Genomic DNA, 15570 nt, shown 5'->3' with positions numbered 1-15570 from the left:
GGAGTATCAGTCGAAATGGTGATCGATATCACTGGCTGATCTCCGTGCGCCGTAATGGCCTAGGAATGTACCAATCCTGCGAGTTGTGCCCAATCCCAGCAGGTGGTGCCGGGTTGTCTATACCCTTGATGCGTTTATGCATGGCTTGTAAGCCATAACCAGCAAATAAGTAAACGATAGGGCTGTCTTCCAGTAGGATTTCGGCAAATTCATGATAGATGCTCATACGTTTATCAGGGTTGAGCTCCATACGGCCGCGTTCCAATAGGCGATCAACACGTTGATTTTTGTAGCCAACAAAGTTGAATTGGCCAGGCGCTTGTTGTGAAGAGTGCCAAATAGCATATTGATCAGGATCAATCGCAAGCTGCCATCCAAGTAATACTACATCGAAGTCACCGGTCTTGATAAAACGACCAATGAAACTGGCCCATTCCAATACCCGAATTCTCACATCAATGCCGATCTCCTTAAGCCTACGCTGAATCAAGACGGCACTCATTTCACGCTGTTTATTCTGGTTGGTAAGGATTTCAAAGGAAAGAGGCTTGCCATTTCGCTCCAGAATACCATCCTGGTTTTTCTTGAAGCCAGCTTGCTTCAGTAAGGCGAGTGCTTTTGCAGGGTCGTAAGCATAGGGTTTCAGGTTGGGGTTAGACCAACGTGTGCCTGGCTTGTAAGGTGAGGCAACAGGTTCACCCATTCCTAGCAATACACCATCAATCAACTCTTGTTTATCAATAGCGTAGTTGATGGCTTTACGCACGCGAATATCATCAAACGGCTTGTGCTTGAGGTTAAAACCTAAATAGGTATAGCTATTTCCCAGTTCCTTATAGAGCGAGAATTTTTTTTGCAACTCCGGACGTGCCGGGAAGATACGCGCATATTGCACAGGGGAGAGACCCATGGTGTCGATATTATTCGCCATCAACTCCAGGAATTGAGAGGCTTCATCCGGGATAAAGCGACTCACTAGCCGGTCTATGCGCGGCTGGCCCTGCGTCGAGAGCGGGTTACGCACCAATGATATCTGCTCACCTGGGCGCCATTTTTCGAGTTGATAGTAGTGGCTACCTACGGGATTGCGGGCAAAGGCTGTATTGTTGATATCCTTACCCTCAAGCAGATGCTTGGGCAGGATATCAAGGCCTGCCCAGGAGTTGACTGCCGGAGCATATGGTTCGGCATAACTGACCCTGAAAGTACGGGCATCTGGGATTTCAGCCTTAATGACGAGTTTGTAGTCGGAGGCGTAGGGCGTGCGTGTTTTATCGTCGGTAATCAGTTTCCAGGTAAACAAGATATCTGCGCTGGTCAGTGGCTTGCCATCAGCCCATTTGAGATTGGGCTTTAGCTTGAACGTGATGACTTTCTGGTCCGCTGAGATATTCCAAGATTCAGCCAACTCACCTTCAAACTCCAGGTTCTTGTCATAGCGTAATAGACTGCTGAAGATATTCTGTGCGACTGCAGATGCCGCAGCTTCGCCTGCAATCATGGTAATCAAGCCGCTGGGTTCACCACGCGTGGCATCAATCATCGTTCCACCATTTTCTGGTGGATATTCCAGATCGTAATTGACTACTTGATCAGCGCTAGGACGACCACAGGCTGACAGGCCTATTGCCAATAATAGACTCAATAGGGCGGGATAATTCAAAACAGAGGAATATTCACGCATGAAAAATAAGCATTAGGCCTCGCCAGGACGGGAGACGGTCAGTTTATTGCCGGGTGATATCTGGGAGCCGGTCAGGTTGTTCCAACGCCTCAAGTCTTTACTTTGAACGTCAAATTTACGTGCAATGCTATCCAGAGTGTCCCCACGCTTAACCACATAGTGGCGGGTTGCTATGGATTTGGCTTGGCTCGGGGTTGATTGGCTGCTAGTAATAGCAAGGATTTGACCTGGCTTGAGATTGCTGGATTTTAGGCCGTTAGCACTAAGAATTTGCTGATTACTTAGGCTGTATTTCTTGGCAATGCTGCTGATGGTATCGCCGGCTTTGACAATGTGTTTGATCGTAGTGGGAGGAGCCAAGGTGGTGCTTGGCATGGAAATTTGTCCGTGGTCTGCAATGGCAATCATTGCATCACGATTACTCTCTGACTGAACAGGTACCAGCAATGGCGTGTTGTTAGCGATATTGTTTGCACTCAAGCCATTAATATCACGCAACTTTGCCGTGTCAATGCCGAATTTCCGCGCAATGCTGTCCATACGCTCACCTCGTTTCGCATGGTAGGTTTGCCAACTGACAAGTGGTTTGTCATAAACAGCTAAATTGTTGCTGAATATTTCGGCTGCACTGATAGGTAGCAGGATTTCATGCACCTTGCCATTAGCAGTTAGCACAGGACGATTGTATTCAGGATTGAGCGAGGCAAACTCTTCTGCAGAGATTTCAGCCAACTCTGCCGCAAGCTTGGCGTCAATTTGCTGGGGTGCAGTGACTTTGACGAAGTAAGGCCGATTGGGAATGCTTTGTATATTTAATCCATAACGCTGTGGATTGGTCATGATGTTTTTGACCGCTTGCAGCTTGGGAACGTAATTCTTTGTTTCGTCAGAAAGTTCTAGGCTTTGATAGTCAGTTGGCAGACCCAGGCTGCGGTTGCGTGCAATTGCACGGCTTACCGTACCTTCGCCAGCATTATAGGCGGCCAGGGCAAGATCCCACGTACCAAACATGACATATAGTTTTTGCAGGTAGTTGAGTGCCGCATTGGTGGCAGCGGTGACATCACGGCGGCCATCACTCCACCAGTCCTGTTTCAGGCCAAAATTCTTGCCAGTAGAGGGGATGAACTGCCAGATGCCAGAGGCGCTGCTTCGGGATAGTGCCTGCGGGTTGAATGCGCTTTCTATCATGGGCAGCAGGGCAATTTCAGTAGGCATGCCACGCTTTTGCACTTCTTCAACGATATGGTAGAGATAGCGCTGGCTGCGATCTATCATGCGCTTGACATAATCAGGGCGAGATGAATACCAACTCTCATGAGTGCTGGTTATTGGCGATTGCAATTCAGGGATGCCATAGCCATCACGAATACGTTGCCATAGATCAAAGGTAGCCAGGCTATCTTGGCTTTTGAGGTTAGTGCCATCCGGCATGTATCCGGCAATATCGTCACTAGGATAATCGCCAAGGATGACGATTTCGTCGCCGACCACATTGGTGACAGCATAAGCTGCGGGAGCTGTAATAATGGGTGATGCTAGTAATACCAGCTTCAGCAGGGACTTCACAGTCATTCACACTTCTCGTGATGGCTTCGGGTGCTAGGATAGTAGCGAATGAGGGAATGCAGCGTCAAGTCTATGGGGAAAATAAACATCTCACTTGAAGTCATATCATTATCTCAATGATTAAAAATGATTTCTTAAATCTCGGATAGATGTAAAAACACTCAGGACATCACGATCTTTACTACCTGAAGCTTGTGCCAAACCAGGTTCATGACAACGCAGGAAAGGATTGGTGGCAAGCTCCAATCCGATGCTTGACGGCAGGCTGGGCAAGCCTTGGGCGCGCAGGGTGCCTGTAGCTTCTGCTCGTGTCTGTAAAGCGGCATGATCAGGCTCTAGCGATAGGGCAAACCTGAGGTTGTGTTGAGTATATTCATGGGCACAATAAACGGCGGTATCGTCTGGTAGGCTTGCGAGCTGCTGTAATGAAGCCAGCATTTGCGAGGGCGTGCCTTCAAATAAACGTCCGCAACCAGCTCCAAATAAGGTATCGCCGCAGAATAATATGCCCTGGGCATAATAGGCGACATGCCCTAGGGTGTGTCCGGGGATATCAAATACGGAGAGCGATAGCCCTAATGAAACAAACTCTAATTGATCCCCCGCGCTGACAGCCTCGTGAGGGAAAACGTATCGTTCTTTTTTCGGGGCGTAAGCTTGAGCAGAGGTGGCTGCAATTAATGCTTCAACACCACCAATATGGTCAGCATGATGGTGGGTTACCAAGATGGCATCTAAATGTAGATTCAATCCTGTTAATACATCTAGCACAGGTTGTGCATCCCCAGGATCCACCACGATGGCATGGCCATCATGATGTAATAGCCAGATATAATTGTCGTCAAAAGCGGGAATCGGGATAATTTCAGGCATCGAAGTGATTAAGCAATAGATGATGCCTATTAATGATAGGTTAGGGCCCTGATGTCAACAGAGAAGCAAGAACAATGGCTTGCCAGCCCATTAGGACAATACCTGCAGGAGCAGGAACAAGCATTGTTTGACAGGGTTGTGCATGATATTTTTGGCTTTCATGCCATGCAATTTGGCGTGTTGGGCATGCCCTTATTAAGACATTGCCGTATTCCTTTTCAATTCAATGCTGATGTTGATCACGGGGCGATACAATGCGAGTCACATCAGTTGCCGATTCAAGCTGATAGTCTGGATCTACTATTATTGCCGCATGCCCTGGATTTCAGTGAGCATCCGCACCAGACGTTGCGTGAAGCTGCCCGTGTGCTGGTGGCGGAGGGGCATATCGTCATCACTGGTTTCAACCCTGTGAGTACATGGGGCTTGCGCAGGCTGGCGAACGATAACGATGATTATCCTTGGGATGCCAACTTTCTTAGCCTAATGCGGGTAAAGGATTGGCTTACTCTTCTGGATTTTGAAATTATTGAGGTAAAGATGGCATGTCATATGCCCCCATTGCGTAATAGCTCTGGGCAAGGCCGACTTGGCGCGATTGAGCGCTTGGGATCCCGGTTTTGGCCATTGATGGGTGGGGTATACTTTGTCTTGGCGAAAAAACGCGTTATCGGTATGCGCCTCATCAAGCCAGCCTGGAATAAATCCAAGCTCAAAGCTGGCTTGTTGCCAACACCAACCCAAAGAACGGATATACAGAAAAAACATGAGTGATAGCAGTGTAGTAGAGATTTATGCCGATGGTGCTTGCAAAGGCAACCCCGGGCCTGGTGGCTGGGGAGCCTGGTTGTCGGTAGCAGGACATGAAAAAGACCTGTACGGTGGGGAGTTGAATACTACGAATAATCGTATGGAACTTACCGCAGTAATCCGTGCGCTAGAGGCTTTAAAGCGGGAATGCAAGGTTAGGATTTATACCGATTCCGTGTACGTGCAAAAAGGCATCACGGAGTGGGTACATGGTTGGAAGGCAAGAAACTGGACGACCAGTGATAAAAAGCCAGTCAAAAATGTAGATCTCTGGAAAGCCCTTGATAGCTTGGTGCAACAGCACAAGATCGAGTGGATATGGGTAAAGGGGCATGCGGATAACGCTGGTAATGAGCGGGCTGATGCGCTTGCCAATAAGGGTGTAGATCAGGTATTGGGACGAGAGGTGGCATAAAAATGGGCATGAGACAGATTTTCCTCGATACCGAAACAACCGGGCTTTATCACGCCCAGGGGCATCGTATTATCGAAATTGCCGGGGTTGAGTTGATCAACCGCAGGCTGACTAACAACCATTTTCATGTGTATCTTAATCCAGACCGCGAGATTGACGAGGCCGCGCAGGAGGTGCATGGCATCACCCTAGAGTTTCTGCAGGATAAGCCTCGTTTTCCCGATATTGTGGATGACTTTCTGCAATTCGTATCTGGGGCAGACTTGATTATCCACAATGCGCCTTTCGATATTGGTTTCCTAAATTCCGAGCTGACGAGGATAGATAGACGCAACATTGAGCAGAGCGTCGAGGAAATTATCGATACGCTGAAAATGGCCAAGGAAATGCGGCCTGGTCAACGTAACAACCTAGATGCTTTATGTAGACACTATGGCATAGACAATTCTTCGCGCACACTACACGGCGCTTTGCTTGATGCGGAATTGCTGGCTGATGTCTACATGGCCATGACTCGCGGCCAGGAAAGTCTGATCATCGATATGCTGGACCAAGGCCCAGCGGAAAATATTCACGAGCTTCAATTAACGCGAAGTAAGCCACTGAGGGTCTTGGCCGCCAGTGATGTTGAGCAGGCAGCTCATCAGGAGTATTTGCAGGCACTGACCAAGGGTGGTGCTTGTATATGGTCGCAATGACCAGTAGATGTCAGGCTAAGGCATCCGCCCAGCTATTGGGAGTTTCGTAGAGGCGTACCCGTTCCAGCTTGAGTCGGGTGCCATAGGTGTCGTGGTATTCCGCTTGGAGGATACGGAATGCTTCTGCGGCCATGTTTTCAGCAGTGGGAACGCGATTGAACACTACTGTCTTATGCTCGGGCAGGCTGCGCAAAAACTCTAATACCGCTGTATCGTCCTGATACACCAGAAAGGCATGATCCCATTGGTCCACCACGCAGCGCTTGGCAATCGCCTTGACGTCAGAAAAATCCATCACCATCCCGTTATCAGAAGCACCTTCCAGCTCGATGATGTTGCCAGAAAGAGTGATTTCCATCGCATAGCGATGTCCATGCAGGTTACGGCATTGGCTTTTATGACTGGGGATACGATGACCAGCATCGAATTCAAGGCGGGTGGTGATTTGCATGGCGCGATTATAGCAGCAAAGACTGTGACGGCCTCATGTCACTGAATTTTCAGACTCTTAAAGCCCGGCAAGCGTGCGGATATGCGTGGTGGCGGATGCCGCCAGTGAGGGGAGGTGGTAGCCGCCTTCGAGCACAGAGACAATGCGCTGCTGGGCATGTTGCTTTGCTACAGACATGGCAAATTCGGTGATCCAGCGGTAATCCTCGGTGTTGAGTTTTAGCTGGGCCAGAGGATCGTTTTCATGTGCATCGAACCCAGCAGAAATAAATAGCATCTGTGGCCGAAAGCGCTCCAATGCTGGCGCAAAGTGCTGCAATACCGCCTCGCGAAATACCTGCCCATTGCTTCCCGCAGCCAGAGGCACATTAATCATATGCTCAGAACGAGTATCAGCGCCACGATGTGGATAGAAGGGGTGCTGAAAGGTGGAGCAAAGCATGATGCGTGGATCATTGCGGAAAATATCCTCGGTGCCATCTCCATGATGCACATCGAAGTCAAGGATAGCGATACGATCAAGTTGATAACTGGCCAACGCGTGTGCAACACCAGCAGCAATATGGTTAAAGATGCAGAAACCGGCAGCATGTGCTTTCCCAGCATGATGCCCTGGTGGCCTGACGCAGCAAAACGCGTTGCGAGCTTGGTGTTGCATCACCAAATCGGCGGCTTTGATGACTGCGCCTGTCGCATGCTGGCAGGCACTAAGTGACATTGGTCCCATGGCAGTATCGGGATCTAGTCGCACGATACCCGCACGTGGGGCAATACTGCGGATGTGTTGAACATACGCGGCATCGTGCACACGCAACCATGCCTCATCGCTTGCTAGGGGGGCGTCATGGCGTTGTAGCTTATCAAGAAGTTTTTGCTCGGCAAGTGCATCCATAATTGCCGTGATGCGAGCTGGAGATTCCGGGTGCTTGCCATCCATGACATGTAGCAGCGTATCAGGATGGGACACCAGTGCCGTTTTCATGCCATTTCTTGCCGCAATTGCTGATAGAAGCCGAGGCGCCGTGGCAATATAGCCCCGGCATCAACTGCTGCCTGGATCGCACAGTCAGGCTCTTTTAAGTGGCGGCAGTTGTTGAAGCGACATTGGCCAAGATACGGACGAAACTCGACAAAGGCTAGCTCCAGTTGTTCGGCATCTAGGTGATTGAGGCCGAATTCCTGCAACCCAGGGGAGTCGATCAGCTTGCTTTGCGCATCGAGATGGTAGAGGTGTGCCGCCGTTGTGGTGTGCTTTCCACTATCTAGGACAGTAGAGACCTCCTGCGTTCTTACCATTTTATCTGGCAGCAAGGCATTGACGATGGTGGATTTCCCCATTCCTGATTGACCGACCAAGACGCTGGTTTCACCTTGTAGCCATTGCTTCAGGGGGGCGATGTTACCGCGTGCCGAGAGTGGTTGTATGGTGTAACCCAATCCAGCATAGTCTTGTAGCCGTAGCAGCACGTCATCGGCATTATCCAGATCACACTTATTGAGTACGATCACTGCCTTGACCCCGGCAGCTTCGCAGGCAACCAAGCAGCGATTCAACAGCTCTTCATAAAAGCTTGGCTGTGTCGCTAGTACGATCACAGCTTGGCTCACATTGGCTGCCAGCATCTTGCTGCGGAAGCTGTTGCTGCGGTATAGCAAACTGCTCCTGGGCTCGAGCTGCTCGACCACAGCTTCATTCGGGCCAGTCAGCTTGACCTTGACCTTGTCACCACAGGCAAGATCGGTTTTCTTGCCCCTGGTAACGCAGCTTAACTCAGTGCCATCTTCTAGTTCTACGCCATAGCGTTTGCCGTATGAGGCAATCACCAGGCCGTTTAATAATGCATTTGACAAGGCTTACTACGCTGTAAAGGTGCTGAGCCGGGCAATGCGGATGCTGGCTGGCGGATGTGAATCGTAAAATGCCGAATGCAGCGGGTCTGGCGTGAGTGTAGATGCATTGTCACGGTATAGTTTAACCAATGCCTCCACCAAGTAACGTGCATCTGCATTTTGCGCGGCGTATTCGTCAGCCTCGAATTCATTTTTGCGAGAGTAGCCAGCCAGTAATGGACGCAAGAGGAATAGGAAAATCGGGCTGACTAGCAAGAATAAAATAAGTGCCATGTAGTTGCTCGGCTGTTCAACGCCCAGCCCTGCGTAGAACCATGTCTGTTGCGTTAACCAGCCGAGCAGTGCTAAGCCGATGAAGCTGACGAAAAACATCAGCGCAATGCGCTTGATTACATGCTTATGCTTGAAGTGGCCGAGTTCGTGCGCCAGCACGGCCTCAATTTCATCGCCACTCAAGCGGTCCAACAGCGTATCGAAAAAAACCACGCGCTTGCTTGAGCCAAAGCCGGTGAAATAGGCATTGCCATGGCTACTGCGTGTGGAGCCATCCATCACGAATAGCCCTTGTGATTTGAAACCACATTTGGTCAACAAGGCTTCAATACGGTTTTTCAGGGACTCATCCCCCAGTGGCGAGAATTTATTAAACATTGGGGCGATGAAGGTTGGGTAGATCGCCAGCATCAGCAGGTTAAATACACTCCAGACTACCCATAGATATAGCCACCAATAGTCACCAGCTCCCTGCATCAGCCATAGCGCGGCGAACAGTAGCGGAGCACCGAGTAGCAAACCGACGATCGCATGCTTGACCATATCCTTGAAGTACATGGCAGGTGTCATTTTATTAAAGCCGAAATGCTGGTCAATGACGAATGTGCGGTAATAGTCGAAAGGTAAATCAATAATACTGCTGACCAGTAATGCACTCAGGATGACGACTGCGCCGCGAATGATATCGTACTCCGGCAATATGCCACGCCAGGCGCTATCGATGAGTTGTAAGCCGCCCCCAATGGTCAGTAACAACAAAAGCACTGCCTGCGCAATGGTTTCAATCAGAGCCAGGCGTGTCTTCGCGGATGAGTAGTCGGCGGCTTTTTGATGGGCATCCAGGCTAATGCTTGCACTGAATGCATCCGGTACCTTGCTGCGGTGCTGTTGGATATAGTGCACATGTCGTCGACCCAGCCATAGCCGAATCATTGTAGTCAGTGCTAAGAGCGAGATGAACAGGATAGTGAGGTTCGTAGCCATCATTGTGCTTATTTATCAGTTAAAATATTGTGTTTATTTTGAAGCAAGAACCGGGTGGAAGGTTCACCTTTATTTACATTCGGTCACATTTTAATGGAAATCATTATGGCACAACACAACGACAACCTCATCTGGCTAGATATGGAAATGAGTGGCTTGCAGCCGGATAGCGATCGTATTTTGGAATTGGCGGCTGTGGTTACCGACGCTGAGCTGAATGTTTTAGGAGAATCGCCAGTATTGGTTGTGCACCAGTCTGATGCCGTGCTGGATGGCATGGATGCCTGGAATAAGGGCACGCATGGGCGTTCTGGCTTGATCGACAAGGTGAAGGCATCCACCCTGGATGAGGCGTCAGCTTCACAACAGATGATCGAATTCCTTAAGGAGTTTGTACCCGCGGGTAAGTCGCCAATGTGTGGTAATTCCATTTGCCAGGATAGGCGCTTCATGGCGCGTTATATGCCTGAGCTGGAGACTTATTTCCATTACCGCAACTTGGATGTCAGTGTGTTCAAGGAGCTGGCAAGACGTTGGCGCCCAGCTCTGATTGCCGGCTTCAAGAAAAGCAGCAAGCATGAGGCGCTGGCTGATATTTATGAATCTATTGATGAGCTCAAATATTACCGTGAGCACTTCATTCGCATGGAGTAGGTGTCAGGAATAGCGGGCAAAAAAAGGGGTGCGTCAGGCGCACCCACTAAGGGAGGAGAAGTATAGCTTTGGAGAAAGCTCGCATTTCAAAGAGCAGTGTTGCATGTCATTTACTCTGCGTTAGGTAGCATAATAGGGCGGAAGTGTTGCTGAATTATTGCCGAGGCGGGTGAAATGGTTAGCAAACTGTTAAATAGTTGTAACAGTTTGCTATTTTATCTGGATTGCTGAGCCTGCTGCTCTAGGGGCGCTTCGCCAACGCCTTGTATAGATCAAGGTAAAGTTTAGCGCTATTGGCCCAGCTAACGTCGCGTCGCATACCGTTACGCTGGATTTTGCGCCAGGCCCTAGGGTCATGGTAATACACCAAGGCACGCTCTACAGCGCTTAATAATTGCGGTGCTTCAGCGGACTCCATGACAAATCCTGTTGCCGTGTTGTTTTTCATGGTACTGCTATTGCTATCGCGCACTGAATCGGCGAGGCCGCCGGTGTGTGTGACGATAGGCGGCGTGCCATAGCGTAACCCATACATCTGGTTTAACCCACATGGCTCAAAACGAGAAGGCATGATGAATATATCCGCGCCAGCCATGATCTGGTGCGATAAAGGCTCTTTATAGCCGATACTGACACTGACTTGACGTGGGTGACGCTTGGCGAGTTCCTTGAAACCATTTTCCATGTGTGTTTCACCGCTGCCCAGCACGGCAATTTGGCAATGTTTTGCCAACAGCTTTTCTGCAACCTCCAGGAAAATATCCAATCCCTTCTGGTGCGTGAGCCTACTGACTACGCCGAGCAAGGGTTTGTGAGGGGCGGCCTCCAATCCCAACTGCACTTGAAGCGCTTTTTTGACAATTTTCTTGTCAGCCAAGTGTTCGAGATTATACGTTTTGGCGAGATAGGGATCGGTAGCCGGGTTCCACTCTTGAATCTCAATGCCATTCAAAATGCCACGAATCTCTTGACCTCTCGCGGCAAGGAGGCCTTGCATGCCAAAACCATATTGCTCGGTCTGTATCTCTTGAGCATAAGTCGGACTCACCGTGGTGATACTGTCAGCGTAGTAAATGCCAGCCTTGAGAAATGACATCTGACCATAGTATTCAACGCCATTCATCTGGTAACTATGAGCGGGCAAGCCTAAGCGCTGTACCCAATCAGGAGAAAAATTACCCTGGAATGCCAGGTTATGAATGCTGATGATGGAAGTCGCGTGGTGAGTGCTTGAATGATGCAGGAATGCGGGGGTAAGACCGCTTTGCCAATCATTGCAATGGACAACATCAGGGATCCAATCACGAAGGGGGGAGTCCTCGCTACTTAATAGTGCACCTACTTTGGACAGTATGCCAAAGCGCAAGGCATTATCGTTCCAATCATTGCCATGGCCGTCAGTATATGGGCCACCGGGCCGATCAAATAATTGAGCGCTCTCAATGGCCATGACATCAACGCCAGTATCAGGCATCTTGCCTGCTAACAAGTTGATGCTGCCAACTTCTGGTAGGTGGTGTATCTGGGTAATGAGGTGCTTGTCTTGCAGCTTTGCCAGCACTGCGGGATAGCCTGGTAGCAAGATGCGGATATCCATACCCAGATCACGAATGGCGGCAGGCAAGGAGCCGCTGACATCGGCCAGGCCGCCGGTCTTGATTAAGGGATAAGCTTCGGAACTGACAAAAAGGATACGCAAGATGATGGACTCTTTGCTTTTTTGAAGTAGAAGTGGCTCTGTGTTGGTGCGTTATCTATTGAAGCATATCAAATAACCATGGCAGCGAACATCCGCCATTAAAGGCGGTTTGAATGAGCAGGAGGCATTAGATCGAGATGGTATCCGGGCTGCTGCCAATAGGCATTGTCAGTGCAACGCCTTGGCTGGGTAGGAGCCATTCGATCAAAAAGCCGAGCAAAGCAATGAAGATGCTGGCAAAGAAAGCTGTCCAGAAGCCGGATAGCTCAAATCCCTTAATAAGCTTGGCTACCAGCATAATCATCAAGGCGTTCACGACTAGTGCGAAAAAACCGAATGTCACTAGGGTGAGTGGGAAGGTAAGTACAAGTAATAAAGGGCGGATAACGGCGTTGACGAAACCCAATGCCAGAGCCGAGATCAGCAAGGAAAGCCGCGAAGAAAATTTGAGGCCAGGGAAAATCAAGCTGGCAATCCATAAGCATAGGCTCATGATTCCCCAGTGCAATATAAAATCATAAATATCATTTGAAATCATAATATTGTATTTTTAATTTAATGTGAGTTGATAATATTTTTTGCAGCTTGAAAGCCACTTCTGATCGCGCCTTCTATGGTGGCAGGATAGTCTAATAAAGGGTTTCCAGTACCCACATAATCTCCAGCTAGCTGGATGGCTGGGTACATCGTGGCTTGGCCTGGGCGCTCCTGCGCTACTGTGCAGGCAAAGGTGGCGCGCTTTTCTGCAATGACTTTATGCCATAGGGGTGTAGTCTTCAGCAGTACAGGAAAAACAGTTTGTAGTTCTTGGTGTAGCTTGAGGGCAAGGTCGGACTGAGTCAATGCCTGATGTTTGCCTTCGGCACTGATAACAATCGCGAGCAAGCCCGCTTGCCCATACAGCTGTCCACGATCGAAGACCCATTGTCCAAGCTTGCCAGTCAAACCTTGCATGGCTTGAGGCAAGGCTATTTCAGGAGAGTATTGCAGATATATCGTATAAATAGGCTGATATTGCAAAGATTGACATTGACTGACGATATGATCCGTACCCGGCAACGATGCCAGCAATCCAGCCACTCGGAAAGGGGAGGTAGCGATGATCACATGGCTAAAATCCTGCCGTTCGCCCTTGAGTTGCAGTTCTATCCCATGCTCTAGCGTACGTAAACTTTCTACTGCTGTATTGAGGTAAATCTTGCCGCCATGTGACTTGATAAACTTGGCGGCCGGTTCAGCAATTAATGTCGATAGGTCAGCGCGAGGCAAGAGTAAGTCGCTATCCGATTTCTTGTCTGCAAAACTATCTCGTAGCACGTTGAGAAAAGCTTGCGCGCTTGCGGTAGTAATTGGAGTGTTGAGCGCTGCGAGGCAGAGTGGCTCCCACAGCATGCTGATGAGTCTAGGTGGCTGGTTTGCAAGCAGTTGTTGCAATGCAATGTCTTTGGGCAGGCTAAATCGCTTCAGCCTCAGGCTTGCCATGAAGCGTACTGCGGCCAAGCGCTCACGCAGGCTAAGGCCCTGAGCTTGCAATAGCCCAACTAAAATATGGAAGGGGGCAGGTAGACTTGACTGGCTTGCAAGTGAAAATTTACCTGGTATTTCCAGCTTCAGAGGCAAACGTAATAAAGCAGATTCAACATCCACACCACAGGCGCGCAGCAATTGCAGTGTCTGCGCGTAAGCACCAAGCAGGATATGCTGGCCGTTATCTAGTGTTGTGTCTTGCCAGGTGATACCTCGTGCTCGCCCACCCAGTTGGTGGCTGGATTCAAACAGGGAAGTCTGGATGCCAGCTTCAGTCAGTCTGACGGCAGTCGCTAATCCTGCGCAACCGCCGCCAATCACCGCGACACGCGGTGCTAATTGCGAACCCATGTTAGCCAGGCGAGCCAGAGTTTGCGAATAGGGGTAAGGGAAACACGGGCATTGAGTACTACCTGAATATCATCTGCCTTGATTTCCTTGAGTAAGGTGCGGTAAATCGCAGACATGATGAGGCCGGTGCGCTGCGGCTTGCGATCCTCTGGAGGCAGTTCAGCCAGCGCTTTATCGTAATAGCGCTCAGCACGTTCTGCCTGGAATTCCAGTAGTTGCCGCATATTGTCAGAGGGTTTGCCTTGCAGGATATCCTGCTCACTGACACCGAAGCGTGCAGCTTCGTCCAGCGGCAGGTAAATTCTACCTCTACGGGCATCCTCACCCACATCGCGGGTAATGTTGGTGAGCTGGAAAGCCATGCCCAGATCCAGCGCATATTGCAGGGTTTGCGGATTGCTATAGCCAAAAATGGAGGCAGAGAGCAAGCCGACTACGCTGGCAACGCGATAGCAATACAGTTCAAGTTCAGCAAAATCACGGTAACGATTTTGCTCCAGGTCCATTTGCATGCCATCGATGATGTCGAGAAAGTGCTGCTGTTTAAGGTTGAGTGCATTGACCGGTGTTTGCAAAGCCTGTGTGACCGGGTGCTGAGGCTTGCCTGCATAAAGGTTGATGATTTCCCCGCGCCACCAATTAAGCTTGGTCTGTGCGACATGCATATCCTGAACTTCATCAGCAATATCATCTACTTCGCGGCAAAAAGCATAGAGCGCAGTGATAGCCTCACGCTTAGGTTTGGGTAGAAACAGGAAGCTGTAATAAAAGCTCGAGCCGCTGGCTGCGGCCTTCTTCTGGCAATATTCTTGCGGACTCATTTTTTCCTCACCGCGCGGTACAGCATATAGGCCCAGTCCGTTGGTTTAAGGACTGGACGTTGGTTGAAAACATCACCTCGGGCATGGTGTAGCTTTTTCAAAATGCGCTCCCCACCGGCAATAATCATGCGCATTTCCAAACCGATGCGCCCAGGCAAGGCCAAGCCTAGCGGCGCGCCAGATTGCAGTAGCTTGCGAGTACGGTTGATCTGGAACTCCATTAACAAGCTCCATGTGCCCTGGGTGTTTTTATTGGCAATCTGCTGTTCGTTCACCTTGTATTTTTGTAACTCATCCAGCGGCAGGTAGATGCGATCCTTGCGATAGTCGATCTCAACATCCTGTAGAAAATTGATGATCTGCAACGAGGTGCAGATTGCGTCTGACAAGGCAATGTTGCGGGGCGTAGCAGCCTGGTATAAATGCAGCATCAACCGCCCGACTGGATTGGCTGAACGGCGGCAATAATCGATGACTTCGCCAAAATTGGCGTAGCGTGCTTTGACAACATCCTGGCTAAATGCGGAAAGCAAATCGTAAAACGGGTCCAGTGGCAGGCTACGCTCCTTGATCATGGCTTGCAACGCCTGGAATAAAGGAGTGTCAGGTGTTGCATTACTCCTGATTTGATCAAGTTGTGTGCGAAAGCCATCGAGCAAGGCTAGACGCTCTTCGGAAGATAAATCACCTTCGTCGGCAAAGTCGTCAGCCTGGCGAGCAAAAGCGTAGATCAAGCCAACGGGAGTACGCAAATCCTTGGGAAGAAGCACAGAGGCGACTGGGAAGTTTTCGTAATGGGCTTTGGCAAGCGCCATGCTCTGCTGGATAGTAGCTTGAGTGGATGTGGTCATAAGCGGCCTAAAGTATGCCATAAAACGCCTGTCATCGCGTCTTGTGGCAAGTGAAGATTG

At 49.8% G+C, this 15570-nt stretch carries 16 protein-coding genes; 4 read left to right on the top strand and 12 right to left on the bottom strand.

The window, feature by feature from the left end; translation table 11 throughout:
- Positions 1 to 28: 28 nt before the first annotated feature.
- From LG202_RS04765 to gloB, 3 genes are all read right to left on the bottom strand, one after another.
- Positions 29 to 1684, bottom strand: coding sequence for a peptide-binding protein (locus LG202_RS04765; RefSeq protein ID WP_230347259.1), 1656 nt, complete (start codon positions 1682 to 1684; stop codon positions 29 to 31).
- 12 nt (positions 1685 to 1696) lie between these two features.
- Positions 1697 to 3259 (bottom strand): lytic transglycosylase, encoded by a 1563-nt coding sequence (locus LG202_RS04760; RefSeq protein WP_230347258.1) that lies wholly within the window; start codon positions 3257 to 3259, stop codon positions 1697 to 1699.
- A 114-nt stretch (positions 3260 to 3373) separates the two neighbouring features.
- A complete protein-coding gene (gene gloB, locus LG202_RS04755; RefSeq protein ID WP_230347257.1) occupies positions 3374 to 4126 on the bottom strand; it encodes a hydroxyacylglutathione hydrolase in 753 nt (250 codons plus the stop codon).
- A gap of 51 nt (positions 4127 to 4177) precedes the next feature.
- On the opposite strand from gloB, the gene LG202_RS04750 reads away from it, so the two are divergent.
- The 3 genes from LG202_RS04750 to dnaQ are packed head-to-tail and all read left to right on the top strand — an operon-like array spanning position 4178 to position 6049.
- Positions 4178 to 4900 carry a methyltransferase domain-containing protein gene (locus LG202_RS04750; RefSeq protein WP_230347256.1) on the top strand — a complete coding sequence of 241 codons (723 nt, stop codon included), beginning with the start codon at positions 4178 to 4180 and terminating at the stop codon, positions 4898 to 4900.
- Positions 4893 to 5351 carry a ribonuclease HI gene (gene rnhA / locus LG202_RS04745; RefSeq protein WP_230347255.1) on the top strand — a complete coding sequence of 153 codons (459 nt, stop codon included), beginning with the start codon at positions 4893 to 4895 and terminating at the stop codon, positions 5349 to 5351. Before LG202_RS04750 ends, rnhA begins: the two co-directional genes overlap by 8 nt.
- 8 nt (positions 5352 to 5359) lie before the next feature.
- Entirely contained in the window at positions 5360 to 6049 is a 690-nt protein-coding gene (dnaQ, locus tag LG202_RS04740; protein ID WP_230348044.1) for a DNA polymerase III subunit epsilon, read from the top strand.
- Positions 6050 to 6059: 10 nt separating this feature from the next.
- Here dnaQ and queD read toward each other — a convergent pair whose 3' ends face one another.
- From queD to LG202_RS04720, 4 genes are read right to left on the bottom strand one after another with little or no spacing between them, the layout of a single operon-like run.
- Positions 6060 to 6500 carry a 6-carboxytetrahydropterin synthase QueD gene (queD, locus tag LG202_RS04735; RefSeq protein ID WP_230347254.1) on the bottom strand — a complete coding sequence of 147 codons (441 nt, stop codon included), beginning with the start codon at positions 6498 to 6500 and terminating at the stop codon, positions 6060 to 6062.
- A gap of 57 nt (positions 6501 to 6557) precedes the next feature.
- Entirely contained in the window at positions 6558 to 7481 is a 924-nt protein-coding gene (locus tag LG202_RS04730) for a histone deacetylase family protein (protein WP_230347253.1), read from the bottom strand.
- Positions 7478 to 8350 (bottom strand): ribosome small subunit-dependent GTPase A, encoded by an 873-nt coding sequence (gene rsgA, locus LG202_RS04725; RefSeq protein ID WP_230347252.1) that lies wholly within the window; start codon positions 8348 to 8350, stop codon positions 7478 to 7480. Before rsgA ends, LG202_RS04730 begins: the two co-directional genes overlap by 4 nt.
- 6 nt (positions 8351 to 8356) lie before the next feature.
- Positions 8357 to 9607, bottom strand: coding sequence for a M48 family metallopeptidase (locus LG202_RS04720; RefSeq protein WP_230348043.1), 1251 nt, complete (start codon positions 9605 to 9607; stop codon positions 8357 to 8359).
- Positions 9608 to 9712: 105 nt separating this feature from the next.
- On the opposite strand from LG202_RS04720, the gene orn reads away from it, so the two are divergent.
- Complete coding sequence (gene orn, locus LG202_RS04715) at positions 9713 to 10261, top strand: oligoribonuclease (RefSeq protein ID WP_230347251.1); 549 nt, start codon at positions 9713 to 9715, stop codon at positions 10259 to 10261.
- 241 nt (positions 10262 to 10502) lie between these two features.
- Here orn and glgA read toward each other — a convergent pair whose 3' ends face one another.
- The 5 genes from glgA to hpnC form a co-directional block, all read right to left on the bottom strand.
- On the bottom strand, positions 10503 to 11960 hold the full coding sequence (gene glgA / locus LG202_RS04710; protein WP_230347250.1) for a glycogen synthase GlgA: 1458 nt from the start codon (positions 11958 to 11960) through the stop codon (positions 10503 to 10505).
- Positions 11961 to 12087: 127 nt separating this feature from the next.
- Positions 12088 to 12498, bottom strand: coding sequence for a phage holin family protein (locus tag LG202_RS04705; RefSeq protein ID WP_268867563.1), 411 nt, complete (start codon positions 12496 to 12498; stop codon positions 12088 to 12090).
- Between the two features lie 17 nt (positions 12499 to 12515).
- Positions 12516 to 13838, bottom strand: coding sequence for a hydroxysqualene dehydroxylase HpnE (hpnE, locus tag LG202_RS04700; RefSeq protein ID WP_230347248.1), 1323 nt, complete (start codon positions 13836 to 13838; stop codon positions 12516 to 12518).
- Positions 13823 to 14659 (bottom strand): presqualene diphosphate synthase HpnD, encoded by an 837-nt coding sequence (gene hpnD, locus LG202_RS04695; RefSeq protein ID WP_230347247.1) that lies wholly within the window; start codon positions 14657 to 14659, stop codon positions 13823 to 13825. The genes hpnE and hpnD overlap by 16 nt, the downstream gene beginning before the upstream one ends.
- A complete protein-coding gene (gene hpnC / locus LG202_RS04690; RefSeq protein ID WP_230347246.1) occupies positions 14656 to 15510 on the bottom strand; it encodes a squalene synthase HpnC in 855 nt (284 codons plus the stop codon). The genes hpnD and hpnC overlap by 4 nt, the downstream gene beginning before the upstream one ends.
- Between the last annotated feature and the right edge of the window lie 60 nt (positions 15511 to 15570).

The organism is Methylobacillus methanolivorans (genome assembly GCF_054588515.1).
Note: the sequence above shows the minus strand (reverse complement) of the source record. Positions and strands in the feature narration are given on the sequence as shown.

Coding starts and splice junctions, on each gene's coding strand:
- LG202_RS04765 (WP_230347259.1), bottom strand. CDS start 1,684: ATGCGTGAATATTCCTCTGTTTTGAATTATCCCGCCCTATTGAGTCTA.
- LG202_RS04760 (WP_230347258.1), bottom strand. CDS start 3,259: ATGACTGTGAAGTCCCTGCTGAAGCTGGTATTACTAGCATCACCCATT.
- gloB (WP_230347257.1), bottom strand. CDS start 4,126: ATGCCTGAAATTATCCCGATTCCCGCTTTTGACGACAATTATATCTGG.
- LG202_RS04750 (WP_230347256.1), top strand. CDS start 4,178: ATGTCAACAGAGAAGCAAGAACAATGGCTTGCCAGCCCATTAGGACAA.
- rnhA (WP_230347255.1), top strand. CDS start 4,893: ATGAGTGATAGCAGTGTAGTAGAGATTTATGCCGATGGTGCTTGCAAA.
- dnaQ (WP_230348044.1), top strand. CDS start 5,360: ATGAGACAGATTTTCCTCGATACCGAAACAACCGGGCTTTATCACGCC.
- queD (WP_230347254.1), bottom strand. CDS start 6,500: ATGCAAATCACCACCCGCCTTGAATTCGATGCTGGTCATCGTATCCCC.
- LG202_RS04730 (WP_230347253.1), bottom strand. CDS start 7,481: ATGAAAACGGCACTGGTGTCCCATCCTGATACGCTGCTACATGTCATG.
- LG202_RS04720 (WP_230348043.1), bottom strand. CDS start 9,607: ATGGCTACGAACCTCACTATCCTGTTCATCTCGCTCTTAGCACTGACT.
- orn (WP_230347251.1), top strand. CDS start 9,713: ATGGCACAACACAACGACAACCTCATCTGGCTAGATATGGAAATGAGT.
- LG202_RS04705 (WP_268867563.1), bottom strand. CDS start 12,498: ATGATTTCAAATGATATTTATGATTTTATATTGCACTGGGGAATCATG.
- hpnE (WP_230347248.1), bottom strand. CDS start 13,838: ATGGGTTCGCAATTAGCACCGCGTGTCGCGGTGATTGGCGGCGGTTGC.
- hpnD (WP_230347247.1), bottom strand. CDS start 14,659: ATGAGTCCGCAAGAATATTGCCAGAAGAAGGCCGCAGCCAGCGGCTCG.
- hpnC (WP_230347246.1), bottom strand. CDS start 15,510: ATGACCACATCCACTCAAGCTACTATCCAGCAGAGCATGGCGCTTGCC.